The 17,496-nt window shown below is 38.0% G+C and carries 16 protein-coding genes; 13 read left to right on the top strand and 3 right to left on the bottom strand.

The window, feature by feature from the left end:
- Window positions 1–183: 183 nt before the first annotated feature.
- Entirely contained in the window at window positions 184–1,869 is a 1,686-nt protein-coding gene (locus QSH13_RS00460) for a YdgA family protein (RefSeq protein WP_109397383.1), read from the top strand.
- A gap of 93 nt (window positions 1,870–1,962) precedes the next feature.
- Here the strand turns inward: QSH13_RS00460 and QSH13_RS00465 are convergent, their stop codons facing one another.
- A complete protein-coding gene (locus QSH13_RS00465; protein ID WP_109397382.1) occupies window positions 1,963–2,925 on the bottom strand; it encodes a vWA domain-containing protein in 963 nt (320 codons plus the stop codon).
- 674 nt (window positions 2,926–3,599) lie between these two features.
- Here QSH13_RS00465 and add point away from each other — a divergent pair.
- On the top strand, window positions 3,600–4,601 hold the full coding sequence (gene add / locus QSH13_RS00470; protein WP_109397381.1) for an adenosine deaminase: 1,002 nt from the start codon (window positions 3,600–3,602) through the stop codon (window positions 4,599–4,601).
- A gap of 129 nt (window positions 4,602–4,730) precedes the next feature.
- Window positions 4,731–5,165: a putative signal transducing protein gene (locus tag QSH13_RS00475; RefSeq protein WP_109397380.1), complete on the top strand. Its 435-nt coding sequence runs from the start codon at window positions 4,731–4,733 to the stop codon at window positions 5,163–5,165.
- Between the two features lie 89 nt (window positions 5,166–5,254).
- Here QSH13_RS00475 and QSH13_RS00480 read toward each other — a convergent pair whose 3' ends face one another.
- Window positions 5,255–6,253, bottom strand: coding sequence for a bile acid:sodium symporter family protein (locus QSH13_RS00480; protein WP_109397379.1), 999 nt, complete (start codon window positions 6,251–6,253; stop codon window positions 5,255–5,257).
- A 22-nt stretch (window positions 6,254–6,275) separates the two neighbouring features.
- Entirely contained in the window at window positions 6,276–7,319 is a 1,044-nt protein-coding gene (locus QSH13_RS00485; RefSeq protein WP_286038680.1) for an oxidoreductase, read from the bottom strand.
- Window positions 7,320–7,447: 128 nt separating this feature from the next.
- Between QSH13_RS00485 and QSH13_RS00490 the strand changes: the two genes are divergently transcribed.
- The 10 genes from QSH13_RS00490 to QSH13_RS00535 all read left to right on the top strand — a co-directional run bounded on the left by QSH13_RS00490 (window position 7,448) and on the right by QSH13_RS00535 (window position 17,480).
- Complete coding sequence (locus tag QSH13_RS00490; RefSeq protein WP_286038681.1) at window positions 7,448–7,915, top strand: DUF2569 domain-containing protein; 468 nt, start codon at window positions 7,448–7,450, stop codon at window positions 7,913–7,915.
- A 94-nt stretch (window positions 7,916–8,009) separates the two neighbouring features.
- On the top strand, window positions 8,010–8,591 hold the full coding sequence (gene rsxA / locus QSH13_RS00495; protein WP_006536930.1) for an electron transport complex subunit RsxA: 582 nt from the start codon (window positions 8,010–8,012) through the stop codon (window positions 8,589–8,591).
- Complete coding sequence (gene rsxB, locus QSH13_RS00500; RefSeq protein ID WP_109397377.1) at window positions 8,591–9,217, top strand: electron transport complex subunit RsxB; 627 nt, start codon at window positions 8,591–8,593, stop codon at window positions 9,215–9,217. The genes rsxA and rsxB overlap by 1 nt, the downstream gene beginning before the upstream one ends.
- Window positions 9,210–11,606: an electron transport complex subunit RsxC gene (rsxC, locus tag QSH13_RS00505; protein ID WP_286038682.1), complete on the top strand. Its 2,397-nt coding sequence runs from the start codon at window positions 9,210–9,212 to the stop codon at window positions 11,604–11,606. Before rsxB ends, rsxC begins: the two co-directional genes overlap by 8 nt.
- 6 nt (window positions 11,607–11,612) lie before the next feature.
- Window positions 11,613–12,689 carry an electron transport complex subunit RsxD gene (gene rsxD / locus QSH13_RS00510; protein WP_109397376.1) on the top strand — a complete coding sequence of 359 codons (1,077 nt, stop codon included), beginning with the start codon at window positions 11,613–11,615 and terminating at the stop codon, window positions 12,687–12,689.
- Between the two features lie 16 nt (window positions 12,690–12,705).
- Window positions 12,706–13,332: an electron transport complex subunit RsxG gene (gene rsxG, locus QSH13_RS00515; RefSeq protein ID WP_109397375.1), complete on the top strand. Its 627-nt coding sequence runs from the start codon at window positions 12,706–12,708 to the stop codon at window positions 13,330–13,332.
- Window position 13,333: 1 nt separating this feature from the next.
- Window positions 13,334–14,038, top strand: a complete 705-nt coding sequence (locus QSH13_RS00520; RefSeq protein WP_109397374.1) for an electron transport complex subunit E — start codon at window positions 13,334–13,336, stop codon at window positions 14,036–14,038.
- 12 nt (window positions 14,039–14,050) lie between these two features.
- On the top strand, window positions 14,051–14,689 hold the full coding sequence (nth, locus tag QSH13_RS00525; protein WP_109397373.1) for an endonuclease III: 639 nt from the start codon (window positions 14,051–14,053) through the stop codon (window positions 14,687–14,689).
- 113 nt (window positions 14,690–14,802) lie between these two features.
- Window positions 14,803–16,749, top strand: coding sequence for an exoribonuclease II (locus QSH13_RS00530; protein ID WP_109397372.1), 1,947 nt, complete (start codon window positions 14,803–14,805; stop codon window positions 16,747–16,749).
- A gap of 182 nt (window positions 16,750–16,931) precedes the next feature.
- Window positions 16,932–17,480, top strand: coding sequence for an RNA 2'-phosphotransferase (locus tag QSH13_RS00535; RefSeq protein WP_109397371.1), 549 nt, complete (start codon window positions 16,932–16,934; stop codon window positions 17,478–17,480).
- Window positions 17,481–17,496 lie beyond the last annotated feature (16 nt).

Consider the following 17,496-nt stretch of genomic DNA (forward strand, 5'->3'; position numbering starts at 1 on the left):
CTGATTGCGATTTTATTCCACTAAATCTATATTTACAGTTAGTATAGATGGCGATACATACATGTAGATTATCTATATTTAAATTTAGTAAAATTTATTACCAATTTATCGGGTTGTTTAAGGGTTACAAAACAGCCTTTATAACGTACATCTCCAGATGTACACAGAGGATGGACTAGAATTATGAAGAAATCGCTTGTCGCTGTTGGTGTTATCGTCGCACTCGGTGTTGTTTGGACTGGTGCGTCATGGTACATGGGCAGCAAAATTGAAAGTCGCTTACAGGAAGAAACGAAACTAGCTAATGAACAATTGGCTCAACTTGCTAAAAATGCACAGTTTGATGCTGATGTTAAACTTGAAATTCGTGACTATAAAAAAGGGGTTTTCACCTCTAATGCAGACTTTGCTGTCGTGATTTCAAAAGATGCTAGTGATGCAAGCCAAGAAAAAAAAGTAGAAGAAATTATTTTCTCTACTGATATTGACCACGGTCCATTCCCTCTTTCTGATCTGGCTAAATTTAATTTAGCGCCAAAATTAGCAGCGATGGATAATACGTTGGTTGATAACAACTCAACAAAAGAGTTATTCAAATTAACTAAAGAAAAATCTATTCTTAATGGTCACACCTCTTTAGCTTTCGATGGTTCAGTATCCGGTACCGCGACACTAAATTCTATCGATTTTGCTGAAAATGGTGGCACAGTTAAAACGACACCTATCACTGTTGAGTATTCATCAGACAAAGATGCAACAAACTTTGCAACCAAAATTAAAGGTGATCAAGTTGTTGTGACTAAAGATGGTGAAGAAACTTTCACAATTAAAAATATCTCTGGTTCTCTTGTTGGAACAAAAGTTAATAACGATCAGTACTTATTTAATGAACAAATATTAAATTTTGCTGAAATCGCACATACCAGTAAAGACAAAGCATCTGATTTCTCACTGAAAGATTTTTCTCTGACGACAAAAAGTGATATCAAAGATAAGCTCTTTAACATCTCTCAAACTTATGACTTTAAGTCACTGAATGTTGCAGGACTAGAATTTGGTGCTGGTAAATTTGGCTATTCCATTGATAAAGCTGATCCAGATGCGATGTTGTTATTAACCAAAGTTTATAACAACTCATTGTTACCATGGAATAAAAATCATTTCGACAATTCAGAAATGGTTGAACAAGCCGTTCGTGATGTTCTAGAAAAAGGCTTAGTTTTCCGTATTGATGAAGCTTCTTTAACCAATAAAAGTGGTGCAAGTAAGTTAACCTTTAACTTAGACTTAAATGCTTTTAACGTTAAAGTATTAGAAAGCCAAGAGAAATCACCAGCAGAGTTATTTAACTATCTGTTTAAAAACATCGATTTTAATATTGATTTATCTCTTCCAATGTTAGCTGAATTCCGTAACACCACTCAATATCTTGATGCTGCTCGTTACCAAGAAACCGCATTGACAGATGAAGAGAAAAAAGAGATTGAAGCAACAACAGCGACTGATATTGAACAGTTAAAAGCTGAGTTACAACAAAATATCAATCAAATTTCTCAAGACGAAAAAGATGCATTACCATTGATGTTACTTGCACAGGATGGTAAAGCATTAAGCATGAAACTGAACTATGCTGCAGATAAATTCACCATGAATGGTAAAACTTATACTTTTGATGAATTTATGGAAGTCACCCAAGCACCTCAAATGTTGGGTTTAGCAGCCATGTTATTCGGTATGGGCGCATCATCTTATGATTATGATGATTCTGATTATTCAGAAGAAGGTTATCAAGAAGAAATGACCGAAGATCCAGCCATTATCGAAGAACAAGACATCTTAATTCCTGAGCAACCAGCACAAGCTCAATAATTAACTTTTTGTTAGAACGGTCAGTCGTTAAAACAATAAATACCCCATTTGTAAAATAACATAATGGGGTATTTTTTTAGCATCGTGTTTTAATTAACAATCGCGATCTTTAGCTGGAATATGGTGATGACTCCATTCATCTTTGCAACAAGAATCAATAGCTTTATTAATTATTCCCGCAAGAGTATTTACAGTGGAAATAATAGAAGTGAGTTGTGTGCAGACCTGATTACAGTTAGATGTTTTTTCATCCGGTTTAGGAATATCCGGTAACGTCAAGCTATCACAGAGTATTTCTTGTAATACTAATGAAAATTGCGCAATACCTGTAGTATAGATATATGAGCGCCCTCCTGTCTCTCTTGCTAAACGTTGATATTCTCTTGTGATACTATCTCTATCAGCGATACTTGGGAAACGATCTAAATTCGTTATTTTATTATCAGGTGTTCCTTGATAGGTATATACTTTGACTTTTTCGTTCTGAGCTACAGAGATAGCTTCATCATTTTTTCTAACCGCATCATTTGTAAGAACACCACCGCCCCCTTCCATTCCTTCATCACCCAACACAAAAATAGCGCGGCGGGCACCGTCACGCCAATCAAAATACTTACTTAAATCAATTACTGCACGACATAAATCCTCTTTATTGCCGGCATGATCACGCCCATCAGCTTCTTTAAATGGTTTTCTTGCCTGTAAACGACTTTCAGGAACTCCTAGCGCTTTTAAATAGTCACTGGCTGATTGATCAAATTTAGTATCATCCCATGTACCTTCTATACCTAAAAAGGTCACTCTCAGTTTTGATGGACATTGTTCAAGTGCAGTTTGTATTGCATCATCCACTTCTTTACTTAAATCCGACGATTCATCAGACATTGAACCACTGGTATCAATCACGACAACTAAATCTAACGCAATCACACCATCACCAGTAACGACTTGTGATCCATAAGTAAGATTATTTGAGGATGAAGGTGGAAGCATTTTGGGCATTAGTTGATCTTTTATTTTATTATTTTCAAAACTAAAATCAGAATTCTCATTCATATTTATTTTCCTTAATTTTAAATAAATAGGTATCTATTAAAAAATTATTTTGTAAATAATTACATCTAATTAAATATATCTCGCTAACAGCGCCCCTATTATGGCGATAATCACCTATCATTTATTCCTTATTTAATAAAAGGGATATTCTATTTTTTAGTTCCCTTTTATTCTCTATAAATAATTTAAAATAAAAACTAACTTTATTATTTTTATAAAAATAATATTTTCATTTTTTATCTAAAAAACACCTTAAACAAAAATAAGCATTAATTTATTAAACAAAATCATAATAAATTGATATTTAATATATTTTTTATATCCGTGCTTTCATTTAAAACTATCAAAATAACTGATAGGACATTTCAATTATAATGATTGATCTTTTTTCAAATTAACATTTAATGTATCAATCTGTCTGATAATACACGTCAATTAAATTGAATGTAGTAGCTAATAAATAAACACTTCTTTTTTCCATCTTCTATTTTTCAACTAAAAAACGAGAAAAAACTGCATTTTTAGTTTTAAAAATAGCCAATTTAAGTTTATTTGTTAGTGCATAAAATAAAAATCAGTCATAATAATCTGCAACTTATTTATATTTACCCAATTATAAGAAAATCACTATAAACGATAGATTTTCATTGTTTCTATTAAAAAGGAAAATACACGTGATTGACACACAGTTGCCTTTAACCGACTTACATCGTCATTTAGATGGTAATATTCGTCCACAAACTATTTTAGAGTTAGCAAAACAACATAATATTGCACTACCTGCTTATGAATTAGAAGCATTGCGACCTCATGTACAAATCACAAAAAACGAGCCAAGTCTTGTTAGTTTTTTACAAAAATTAGATTGGGGTGTAGCAGTTTTAGCAGATTTAGACGCATGTCATCGTGTTGCTTATGAAAACGTGGTGGATGTAGTTAATGCAGGTATCGATTACGCTGAATTGCGATTCTCACCTTATTATATGGCAATGAAACATCAGTTGCCGGTTGAGGGTGTCGTGGAAGCCATTATTGATGGTGTACAAAGCGCACAGCAATCACACGATGTAGATATTCGTTTAATCGGTATTTTAAGCCGTACCTTTGGTGAAAACGCCTGCCAACAAGAATTAGATGGCTTACTAAAACATCAAGATAAAATTACAGCACTTGATTTAGCCGGTGATGAATTAGGTTTTCCAGGCCATTTATTCCAACCCCATTTTAACCGTGCTCGTGATACTGGCTGGAATATTACAGTTCATGCTGGTGAAGCAGCTGGTGCAGAAAGTATTTGGCATGCAATTAAAGAATTAGGTGCAAGTCGTATTGGTCACGGAGTGAAAGCAATTGAAGATCCACGTTTAATGGACTATCTTGCCGAACATCAGATTGGTATTGAGTCTTGCTTAACATCAAATATTCAAACCAGTACGATCAATTCGTTAGCAGAGCATCCTTTAAAAACATTTTTAGAGCATGGCATTATTGCCTCTCTTAATACCGATGATCCTGCAGTTGAAGGTATTGAACTAAAACATGAATATACTGTTGCAGCACCTGCAGCGGGGTTAACACCAGAGCAAATCCGCCAAACACAAATTAATGGCTTAAAAATGGCCTTTATTAGCCAAGCCGAACGTGATGCATTAATTAAAAAAGTGAGTTCACGTTAATATCTAATCATTTATTGATTAAAACCATCTGTTTATCAGGTGGTTTTTTTATTTATTAAAAATGGATGGAATTCTTAATAACTCTTAGACTAGAATTAATTTTCAAAGGGTAATTATTAAGGAAAAACTATGTGGAATATTCATCCAACAAGGGGGCAATATAAATTATTAGCACAATATCTATCACCGCTTGATGCTTCGATAGAAGCGGGTTTTCTTCAATCAGAAGGCATTGATGTGATCCTTTTAGATGAAAATATTGTTTGGAATAACCAAGTATATGCTCAAGCAATTGGGGGCGTAAAATTACTCGTCAACGATAAAGAATTTGAACAAGCTCAGACTATGCTGAATGAACTTTACCAAGGTAAATATACTATTAGCGACCAGCTAGAACCCATCGAGTGTGAATTAAAGGTTGATGTGAAAAATCATAAATCCGACTATTTAAATATGGGATTTGTTTTCTTAATTTATCTTATATTCGGCTTACCACTTCCTTTTAAATCTCAACGACCTTTATTAGCCGATAAAAAAGAAAATCATGACCATCATAGCCAATAAAAAAGCACCGATAAAAAAGTAAAATCGATGCTTTTTTCTCATTTAGTTCACTATTAATATCTGATTGATCTTATTGATTATCCACCAGCTTAAATACGCTCTTTCTTTTCGGCTTTTTTAGTTTGATTGGCATAACGCTGTGCTAATACCGCACAAACCATTAATTGGATCTGATGGAATATCATTAGTGGTAATAACATTACCCCAACGGTTGCGGCAGGAAATAACACATTCGCCATGGGTACACCATTTGCTAAGCTCTTTTTGGAACCACAAAAAACAATGGTGATCTCATCTTCTTTATTAAAACCAAGCAATCTTGCACTGTACATATTCACAAAAATCACAATCGCTAACAGAATACAACTCACTACAGTAATCGTTAATAGCGACCAACCATCAATTTTATGCCAGATCCCCTCAACAACGGCCTCACTAAATGCCACATATACCACCAGCAAAATAGAAGAACGATCTGTTCTATTAACTAATTTTTTATGATTATCAACCCAACGGCCAATTAAAGGTCGTGATAAGTGACCAATAATAAAAGGTACCATCAATTGTAGTAAAATAGACTGAATAGCACCGGCTGTATCAAAGTCACTCGCAGAGCCTTGCGTTTGCATTAAAAAACCGACTAATAGCGGTGAAAGAAAAACACCAAGAATGCTGGATGCAGATGCACTACAAATAGCCGCAGCGACATTTCCTCCAGCAACAGAAGTAAAGGCAATCGCAGATTGCACCGTCGCTGGTAATGCACAAAGATATAAAAAACCCATATAGACAGTCGGTGACATCCATTCAGGTACAATAACTTGTAATCCGAGCCCTAAAATAGGGAAAAGAATAAAGGTACTAGCAAATACAGTAAGATGTAAACGCCAATGCCCAAGCCCTGCCAATATCGCTTCTCTAGAAAGCTTCGCGCCATGTAAAAAAAACAGCAGTGCTATCGCGCCGGTCGTAAGATATTGGAATAAAACTTTAATATCGCCTTGTGCGGGTAGGAGTGTTGCAAGCGTCACCACACAAATCATAATCATGAGAAAAGGATCGAGTTTTAATTTTTGCCACCAAGACATTAGATTTAGCGCTCCCTTTGGCTTATAACGTAATAGTTTGTTTTAAACGATTAGAAATTTCGCCAGCTTCAATCAAACGCATAATGGCTGTTGCTTGTATTGGCGTAACGGGATTTTCTTCACCCAATGTAATTGCACGATAAATTTGTTGATAGTAAGCGGGATAATCACCAGAAAGTGTAGTAAGTGTCGTTGTCTCTAACTCACCAGACTCTGATAGTATTGTTAATTCACCATCATTATTATCCATTCCCCAATTATAAGTTTGGTTAGGAAGATAACCCGCTTTTAAGGCATCTTCTTGGGTATCCAAACCATACTTAACATAGCTTCCTTTTGTTCCATGAATAGCAAAGATAGGTGTTGGAGACGCAACTAACATCGAAGCATGAAGGACAACTCTAAGATTGTCATATTCTAGTAATGCATGAAAGTAATCGGCATTTTTTGCATTAGGGCGTAATTGTGCAATATTAGCCGTAATTGCTTTAGGTTCACCAAATAGACAAACCGCTTGGTCAAGAACATGAGGGGCGAGATCGTACCAAAGCCCACCACCAATTCCTGCATCTTCTCGCCAACGTTGACGTACTGTTGGACGAAAACGATCAAAATGCGCTTCATAGGCACGGATATCCCCCAGTGTTTTATCAGCTAAAAGTTTTTTAACGGTTAAGAAACCGGAATCCCAACGGCGATTATGAAAGACGGAAAGAAGTTTACCCGCATCGTTTGCTTGCTGAGTCAATTTTTCAGCTTCTTCCAGTGTCAGTGTAAACGGTTTATCAACAATGACATGTTTCCCTTTTTTCAGAGCCTGTGAAGCCAGTGAATAGTGAGTATTATTCGGTGTTGGAATAATGATTAAGTCAATTGAGGGATCGTTAATAAGTGCTTGAGGGTCGGCATAAACCGTCATATGAGGAAAATCTTGTTTTACTTTATTTTCATCAGAGCTTGAAATTGCACTAAGATTTAAGCCATCGGTTGTTATTATCAGTGGCGCATGAAAAGTTTTACTTGCATAGCCATACCCGATAATTCCAACATTGAGTTTAATTGCCATAACCCTATCCTATTTTTATATGCTTTTTTAACAAAAATCACTTTCACTTTTGTAGCTAAATAAATAATAACAAAGTTTGTGATAATATCCCGTTTAGTTCTATACATACGAGTAGGAATAATTAATTAATGAAATTTGATCTCAAAGCAAACACGCAGAATAACCTTTCAGGAAAAGCGCATATTACCGGGTGGTTGCTTGCGCCATTGGCTTATATGATCTTGTCAGTTATCGGTTCTGGGTTAATGTCTGTTCTCTATGTTATTAAATATTTTTCAGATTTTTCGATCCTCCACCAGCTTCCTTTTCATTTGATATCAAGTTGGTATCTTTCCGCGTTAACAACGTGGGTAATGTTTAGTTTTACACTTTATCTACTAAGACAATTTTTTTATCGTGCTAAAAACTTTCCGCGCCTGTTTATTTTTTGGTTGCTTATCAACTTACTATTAGCCATTAAGAGCTTTGGCTTTGCGCCTGTTGATGACCAAACCGCATTACAATCCCTTCTATGGTCTGTTTTCTCGACTGTCTGCTTTGTGCCCTATATCAAGTACTCTAAACGTGTCCGTGAAACTTTCACACAAGTTCGATAACTTCACGTCTTTACCCTTGATATTATATACGCTTGTTTAGCCTCTTTATTTCTGGAGGCTTTTTGTTTCTCTGTTTAACAATTTTGGCATAACAATGACTGATTACTTGCTTCTATTCGTCGGCACCGTATTGGTGAATAACTTTGTACTCGTCAAATTCCTTGGTTTATGCCCATTTATGGGTGTATCAAAAAAATTAGAAACTGCGATTGGTATGGGATTTGCGACCACCTTTGTTATGACACTCGCCTCGATTAGTTCTTGGCTGATGGATAATTTTATTTTAGTTCCTTTGGACTTACTTTATTTACGCACACTGAGCTTTATTTTAGTTATTGCAGTAGTTGTACAATTCACTGAAATGGTTGTAAGAAAAACAAGCCCGACACTCTATCGTTTATTAGGGATCTTCTTACCTTTAATTACCACAAACTGTGCTGTATTAGGTGTAGCATTATTAAATATCAATCAAGCTCACACATTTATGCAATCTGCCGTTTATGGTTTTGGTGCCGCCGTCGGTTTCTCTTTGGTAATGGTATTATTTGCAGCTATTCGAGAACGTTTAGCCGTCGCCAATGTACCCGCACCCTTTAAAGGTGCTTCAATTGGTTTAATTACCGCAGGTTTAATGTCTCTCGCCTTTATGGGTTTTAGTGGTTTGGTGAAACTGTAATGAATTCTTTATGGATAGCAATTGGCGTACTCGGTGCGCTAGGTCTTATCTTTGGGCTAATTTTGGGATATTCCGCACGTCGTTTTAAAGTGGAAGAAGATCCTATTGTCGAAAAAATTGACGCAATATTACCGCAAAGCCAATGCGGGCAATGCGGTCATCCAGGGTGTCGTCCTTATGCAGATGCTGTTGCAAACAATGGTGAAATGATTAACCGTTGTGCACCAGGTGGCGAACAAGTGATGTTAAAAATAGCGGAATTAATGGGTGTTGAGCCTCAACCACTCGATGGTGATGAAGAAGCATTAAATCCAATTAGAAAAGTCGCCTTAATTGATGAAGATAATTGCATAGGATGCACTAAGTGTATTCAAGCGTGCCCTGTTGATGCCATTGTGGGTGCAACACGCGCTATGCACACTGTTATTGAAGACTTATGTACCGGATGTGACTTATGTGTTCCTCCATGTCCTACTGATTGCATAACTTTAATTCCTGTCAAAGTCACAACCTCAAACTGGAAATGGGATTTAAATACAATCCCGGTAAAAAACATTCCCGCAGAGCCGGAAGAAACACCAGAAGATGAACCGTCATTAAAGACGGAGGATAACGCTCATGTTTAATCTCTTTTCGTTATTTAAAAAAGATAAAATCTGGGATTTTAAAGGCGGCATTCATCCTCCTGAAATGAAATTGCAGTCAAGTCGTACACCAATGCGTATAGCGCAATTACCTAATGAAGTCATTATTCCTATTCATCAGCATTTAGGTGTACCGGGCCAACTTTGTGTCAGCGTAGGCGAACATGTATTAAAAGGTCAACCGTTAACACGAGGAGTTGGTAGGACATTGCCTGTACATGCCTCTATCTCTGGTACAGTTACAGCAATAGAACCTTTTCCAAGTACTCACCCTTCTGGATTACCTGAAATTGCAGTAAGAATTCAATCTGACGGTAAAGATGAGTGGCGTGAACAATTCCCTCTTGTGGATTATCAATCACAAAGTAAAGAGGTTTTACTCACTCGCATTCATGAAGCAGGCATTGCGGGATTAGGTGGAGCTGGATTTCCAACAGCCACAAAATTAAAAGGTGGTGGCAATCTTATTAAAACACTTATCATCAATGCAGCAGAGTGTGAACCATATATTACTGCCGACGATCGCTTAATGCAGGAGCATGCTGATGAAGTGATTGCAGGGTGTCAGGTCTTAATTCACCTTCTCTCTCCAGATGAAGTGCTAATTGGTATTGAAGATAATAAGCCTGAAGCCATCGAGTCATTAAAACACGCCTTAAGTACAGTACCTGATGAAAAACGTATTTTCATTCGTGTTATTCCAACAAAATACCCATCAGGTGGTGCTAAACAACTCACCAAAATCTTAACGGGCAAAGAAGTACCATCTGGTGGTCGTTCATCTGATATTGGCGTTTTAATGCAAAACGTCGGTACTGTTGTTGCCATCAAACGTGCCATTATTGATGATGAGCCATTAATTGAACGTGTTGTCACCGTCACAGGTAATGGCGCTAAAACACCAGGTAATTTTTGGGTGCGTTTAGGTACACCTATTTACTCATTACTAAAACAAGCGGGTTTTGTTGCAGGCTCTGAACAAATGGTGATTATGGGTGGACCATTAATGGGCTTTACCTTACCAGACTTAAATGCTCCTGTTGTTAAGATAACGAACTGCCTACTTATTCCTTCAGCTGAAGAGATGGATACAAATAACCTTGAAGAAGCCTGTATCCGTTGTGGTCATTGTGTTGATGCTTGCCCTAGTGGTTTATTACCTCAACAACTTTACTGGTTTAGTAAAGGTAAAGAGCATGAGAAAGCACAACAACATAATTTATTTGATTGTATTGAATGTGGTGCTTGTGCATTTGTTTGCCCAAGTAATATTCCGCTAGTTCAATACTATCGCCAAGAAAAAGCAGAAATACGAGAAATTGATGCAGAAGCAAAACGCGCGGCAGAAGCCAAAGCACGTTTTGAAGCGAAGAAAATACGTATGGAGCGTGAAAAACTTGAGCGTGAAGCAAGACATCAACGCGCAGCAGTTAAACTTGATGATAAAGATCACGGTGAAGTTCAATCAGCACTTTCTCGTGTAAAAGCGAAACAAAGTATCGGCAAAATTATTTCTGTTAAAGCGGGAGAAGAGCCTGATAACGCAGCTGCTATTGCCGCACGTAAAAAACGCAAAGAAGAAGTCAGAGCAAAACAAGCGGCTAAACTAGCACAACAAAAAGCACTAGAAACCTCAAGTGAGAATGTAGCAAGCAAGAACGAAGATGCTGATCCGCGCAAAGCTGCTGTTGCTGCCGCATTAGCTCGAGTTAAAGCCAAGAAAGCACAACAAGCGCAAACAGAAGCAACAACTAATGAAACACCTGTGCAAAATACTGAAGTGGAAGAAGTCGATCCGCGCAAAGCTGCTGTTGCTGCCGCTATTGCCAGAGTAAAAGCGAAAAAAGAGACTCAACAAACCCAATCAACAGTTGATGAAGCACCTGAGCAACATGCTAAAGCGGAAGAAGTCGATCCACGCAAAGCTGCTGTTGCGGCCGCTATTGCTAGAGTAAAAGCAAAAAAAGAAGCTCAACAAACCCAATCAACAGTTGATGAAACGCCTGAGCAACATGCTAAAGAGGAAGAAGTCGATCCGCGTAAAGCTGCTGTTGCTGCCGCTATTGCCAGAGTAAAAGCGAAAAAAGAGACTCAACAAACCCAATCAACAGTTGATGAAGCACCTGAGCAACATGCTAAAGCGGAAGAAGTCGATCCGCGCAAAGCTGCTGTTGCTGCCGCTATTGCCAGAGTTAAAGCGAAAAAAGAAGCTCAACAAACCCAATCAACAGTTGATGAAGCACCTGAGCAACATGCTAAAGCGGAAGAAGTCGATCCACGTAAAGCTGCTGTTGCTGCCGCTATTGCCAGAGTTAAAGCGAAAAAAGAAGCCGAACAACGTCGAGCTAAAGAAGAAGTTACCTTGGATTAATCACAGATGAAATTCAGACCGATACAAACAAACAGTAGTAAATTAAAAATTGCGAGCTCCCCTTTTACGCATAATCAACAATCCACCAGCCAGGTTATGCTATGGGTAACATTAGCGGCACTGCCGGGGATCTTAAGCCAGATCTATTTCTTTGGCTTAGGAACTATTTACCAAATTGTGTTAGCTATTATTGTGGCGCTTGTCACTGAAACACTCTGTGTAAAACTCAAAAAAGAAGATCCCTTACTTTATCTGAAAGACAATTCAGCGCTACTGACAGGTGTATTACTCGCCATTAGTATTCCGCCTTTAGCGCCTTGGTGGATCATTGTGTTAGGCACTTTTGTTGCGATTGTTATCGCAAAACATATTTATGGTGGCTTAGGACAAAATCCATTTAACCCAGCAATGGTAGGTTATGTGGTTTTACTGATCTCATTCCCAGTACAAATGACATCTTGGATGCCCCCTGTTGAATTACAAACTGTCTCTTACAATGTAATGGATAGTTTAAGCATCTTCTTTACTGGACAGACACCATCTGGCTTAACACTGGAAGATTTAAGACGCTCTGTCGATGGCATTACACAAGCAACCCCACTTGATAGTTTTAAAACGGGCTTACTCACTCATTCTATTGATGAAGTTTTAGCGACACCTATCTTACAAGGTGAATTTGCCGGTATTGGCTGGCAATGGGTAAATGTGGCTTATTTAGTTGGTGGATTAATTCTACTTTATAAACGCATTATTAGCTGGCATATCCCTGTTGCGATGATTTCTGTATTAGCGCTATGTTCGGTTATTAGCTGGGGTATCGATCCTACTCGCTACTCACAACCGCTATTACAACTTTTCTCTGGAGCCACAATGTTAGGCGCATTTTTTATTGCCACTGATCCCGTTAGCGCCTCAACAACACCTAAAGGTCGTTTAATTTATGCTGGGATGATTGGTTTATTAGTTTGGATTATACGTGTTTATGGCGGATACCCAGATGCCGTTGCTTTCTCTGTATTACTAGCCAATATTGCTGTACCTCTTATTGATAGCTATACACGTCCTCGTGTTTACGGACATTAATACCAAGGAGAAAATAATGATCGAAATCTTAAAGCGCCATGGGCTCACATTAGCTATCTTTGCAGCTTGTACTACGGGTTTAACCGCTGTGGTCTATCACCTCACTGAAAATACCATTGCAGAACAAGTTGCCTTAGAGAAACAAAAATTATTAGATCAAGTGATCCCCCAAACGATATATAACAACTCGCTTTCCAAAGATTGTTATCTTCTTACCGCACCTGAATTAGGTAATACCAAACCTCATAAACTTTATGTTGCTCGTTTAGACGGTAAACCTGTTGCAGCTGCATTAGAATCGACTGCGCCAGATGGATATTCAGGAGCAATTGAGCTTCTTGTGGGAGCCGATTTTAAAGGAAATGTCCTTGGAGTGCGTGTGACGGCTCATAATGAAACGCCAGGATTGGGGGATAAAATTGAAACACGGATTTCGGATTGGATCACAACACTGAGTAATAAATTCATTTCCAGTGAAAACGATCCGCACTGGGCAGTAAAAAAAGATGGCGGAGATTTTGATCAATTTACTGGTGCGACGATCACCCCTCGTGCTGTCGTTAACTCATCAAAGCGTACTGCATGGTTAATACAATCTTTACCAGAGAAACTTGATACACTCTCTGTCTGTGAGGCAAATTAATATGAACTCAATTAAAGAGCTCTTTTCTCAAGGATTATGGAAAAATAACTCGGCTTTAGTGCAATTACTTGGATTGTGCCCTTTACTTGCTGTTTCCTCAACAGCAACAAACGCTTTAGGCTTGGGTATTGCGACAACATTAGTTCTATTTTGCACAAATGTGGCCGTTTCTAGCTTACGTCGTTGGGTTCCCTCTGAAATTCGTATCCCAATTTATGTTATGATAATTGCGTCTGTCGTCAGCGCTGTGCAATTACTGATCAATGCATACGCCTATGGCTTATATCAATCTTTGGGGATCTTCATTCCATTGATCGTAACTAACTGTATTGTTATTGGTCGTGCTGAAGCGTTTGCAGCTAAAAATGAAGTTTTTCCTTCTGCTATTGATGGTCTAGCAATGGGATTAGGTGCAACGGCCGCACTCTTTGTTTTAGGTGCTATACGTGAAATATTAGGTAACGGTACATTATTTGATGGTGCTGATTTACTATTAGGTGAATGGGCACAAGTATTGAGAATTGAGATCGTACATTTAGACTCTCCCTTCTTACTTGCTATTTTGCCACCGGGTGCTTTCATTGGCTTAGGCTTTATGTTAGCAGCAAAATACCTAATTGATGAAAGACAGAAAAAGCGCAGCGCTTCGCCAACGAAAACTTACGAAAAAGAACAAGGCTGTGGTAGTCATATCGTTAAAAATTAATTTGTGAGCATAATGAATCAAGCAAAACGTATTGAAATTCTAACTCGGTTGCGTGATAACAATCCGCATCCAACGACAGAGCTAAAATTTGACTCTCCGTTTGAACTATTGATCTCCGTATTACTCTCTGCACAAGCTACCGATGTGAGTGTTAATAAGGCAACAGCTAAACTTTATCCTGTTGCCAATACGCCACAAGCGATACTGACTTTAGGCGTTGATGGTCTTAAGAAATATATTAAAACCATTGGCCTATATAATACTAAAGCTGAAAATGTGATTAAGACATGTCAAATCTTAGTCGATAAACATAACAGTGAAGTTCCTGAAAACAGAGAAGCCCTAGAAGCCTTACCCGGCGTCGGTCGCAAAACAGCAAATGTCGTTTTAAACACGGCATTTGGCTGGCCGACAATCGCTGTCGATACCCATATCTTTAGAGTGAGTAATCGCACAGGTTTCGCCCCAGGTAAAAATGTCAATGAAGTTGAACAAAAACTGTTAAAGGTTGTTCCGGCAGAATTTAAAGTTGATTGTCACCATTGGCTTATTCTTCATGGTCGTTATACCTGTATTGCACGAAAACCACGGTGTGGCTCTTGTATTATTGAAGATCTTTGTGAGTTTAAAGAAAAAACAGATCCTGAATAATTTTTTGCCGATTTGTCTGTTTTTCTGATGCAATATTACTTGCGTCACTACACACAATCGAATAAAACTATTGCCCACTTTTATTATTAAAACTGCCGACTTTCCGGAAAAATATGTTTCAAGACAATCCGCTGCTTGCACAGCTAAAACAGCAACTCCATGCCCAGACACCGCGCGTGGAAGGCCTTGTAAAGGGAACAGATAAAGGCTTTGGCTTCCTTGAAGTTGATGGTCAGAAAAGCTATTTTATTCCCCCTCCGCAAATGAAAAAAGTGATGCACGGCGACCGAGTTATTGCTGCCGTTCATACAAATGGCGATAAAGAGTCGGTTGAACCCGAGGAATTAGTCGAACCTTTCTTAACGCGTTTTGTCGGTCGTATTCAGAAAAAAGAAGGTGATAACCGTCTGTGGATCATTCCAGACCACCCGCTTTTAAAAGACGCTATTCCTTGCCGCCCAGCTCAAGGCTTAACACATAAATTTGTTGATCAAGATTGGGCTGTTGCCGTAATGCGTCGTCACCCACTTAATAAAGGTGATAAAGGTTTTCAGGCAGAGATAACCGACTATATCACGGATAAAGATGATCATTTTGCGCCTTGGTGGGTGACCTTAATGCGTCATCAACTTGAACGTGATGCGCCTGAAATGGGTAACGAAGCGCTAACATTACATGACGCTTTACCTCGCGAAGATCTGACCTCACTCTCCTTTGTCACTATTGATAGTGCATCAACAGAAGATATGGATGACGCGCTCTTTATTCGTAAAGAAGAGAACGGTCAATTAACACTATTTATCGCAATCGCTGATCCAACCGCTTATATACTGCCAAATAGTGAACTAGATAAAATTGCAGCGCAACGCGCGCTCACTAATTATCTACCCGGCTTTAATATCCCGATGTTGCCTCGTGAACTGTCAGATAACATCTGCTCATTACGTCCTAATGAAAAACGCCCTGCATTAGTTTGCCAAGTCAATATCACCGAAGAAGGTGCTCTACTTGAAGACATTCACTTCTACTCTGCTTGGGTAGAATCAAAAGCTAAACTGGTTTATGACAACATTTCAGATTGGTTAGAAGGTGAAAACTCACCATGGCAACCTGAAAATGAAATGGTTCATGAGCAAGTGATGTTATTAAAAGAGATGTGTGAAAAACGTCATGAATGGCGTGAAAAACATGCATTAGTCTTTAAAGAACGTCCTGATTATCGTTTTATTCTTGATGAAGGCGGTAATGTTTTAGATATCGTTGCAGAAAAACGCCGTATCGCAAACCGCATTGTTGAAGAAGCAATGATCACAGCCAATATCTGTGCCGCAAAAGTTTTGGCGAAAAACTTAGGTTTTGGTGTTTACAATGTTCATACAGGCTTTGATCCTCTCTATATCGATCAAGTTGTACAAACCTTAAAAGATAACGGTATTGAAACGACATCTGAACGTTTATTAACGCTTGAAGGTTTCTGCCAATTACGTCGTGAACTTGATAATCAACCCAATCAATTCCTTGATAGCCGTATTCGCCGCTTCCAAAACTTTGCAGAAATCAAAGCTGAGCCAGGCCCTCATTTTGGTTTAGGATTAGAAGCTTATGCAACATGGACTTCACCAATTCGTAAATACAGTGATATTTTAAATCACCGTTTACTCAAAGCGATTATCAGCAAAGAACCCGCTGAAAAGCCACAGGATGAAGATGGTATTCGTATTGCAGAACGTCGTCGTGCTAATCGTATGGCTGAACGTGATGTGGGTGATTGGTTATATGCACGTTTCTTAAAACCGTTTGCTGGCACTGAAACATCATTTAATGCAGAAATTATTGATATTACGCGTGGTGGTGTTCGTGTCCGTCTAGTTGAAAATGGCGCAGTTGCCTTTATTCCTGCACCATTCTTCCATGCGGTACGTGATGAAATCCAATGTAGCCAAGAAACAGGCACCGTCATTATAAAAGGTGAAACTGCTTATAAACTCAATGATATCATTCCTGTTCGCATTGAAGATGTAAAACTAGAAACTCGTAATATCGTCGCTCGTCCTATCTAATAGGACTTTAATCGGTATACAATATAGCTGATAGTTCTCTTAGAACTATCAGCTTTTTTATATCTTTAATTTCTGGTCAAACTAGTGATAAAAGAAGAACCTTAAAAAAAGGAATGTTTTTATGATACATCGCTATTTTCTCTTGTGTCATAAATTTAATAAATAATAAATGGATTACATCAATGAAAGACAATGTACAAATTAGTCGTTTTTTAAGTTATATCTTACGTCATGCCCCTGAAAGTATCGGTTTAACCTTGGATGATCAAGGATGGGGTGAAATATCAAAATTAATCTCATTAGCACAGAAAAATGGCACCCCGCTAACTCTTGAATTAATTAAAGACGTTGTAGATACCAATGATAAAAAGCGTTTTGCTATTTCAGAAGATGGATTTTTTATTCGTGCAGTTCAAGGTCACTCGCTTAAAACCACCATTAATTATCAAGCTATTACTCCCCCTAAAAAACTTTTTCACGGCACAGCAACGCGCTTTATCGAAAGTATTTTTAATCAAGGCTTGATCCCTAACGGTCGTCAATATGTTCACCTTTCACAAGATTATAAAACAGCCGTGAATGTCGGTAATCGTCATGGAAAAGTTGTTGTTTTAACCATTGATAGTGAACAAATGTTCAGTGAAGGTTTTGAATTTTATCAAGCAGATAATGGTGTTTGGCTAACACTTTCAGTGCCAGTAAAATATCTAAAAATTGATGAAAAAGAATAAAATGAAATGCAAAAAA

The organism is Proteus faecis, from assembly GCF_030286765.1.
In the GTDB taxonomy this organism is placed as follows: domain Bacteria; phylum Pseudomonadota; class Gammaproteobacteria; order Enterobacterales; family Enterobacteriaceae; genus Proteus; species Proteus faecis.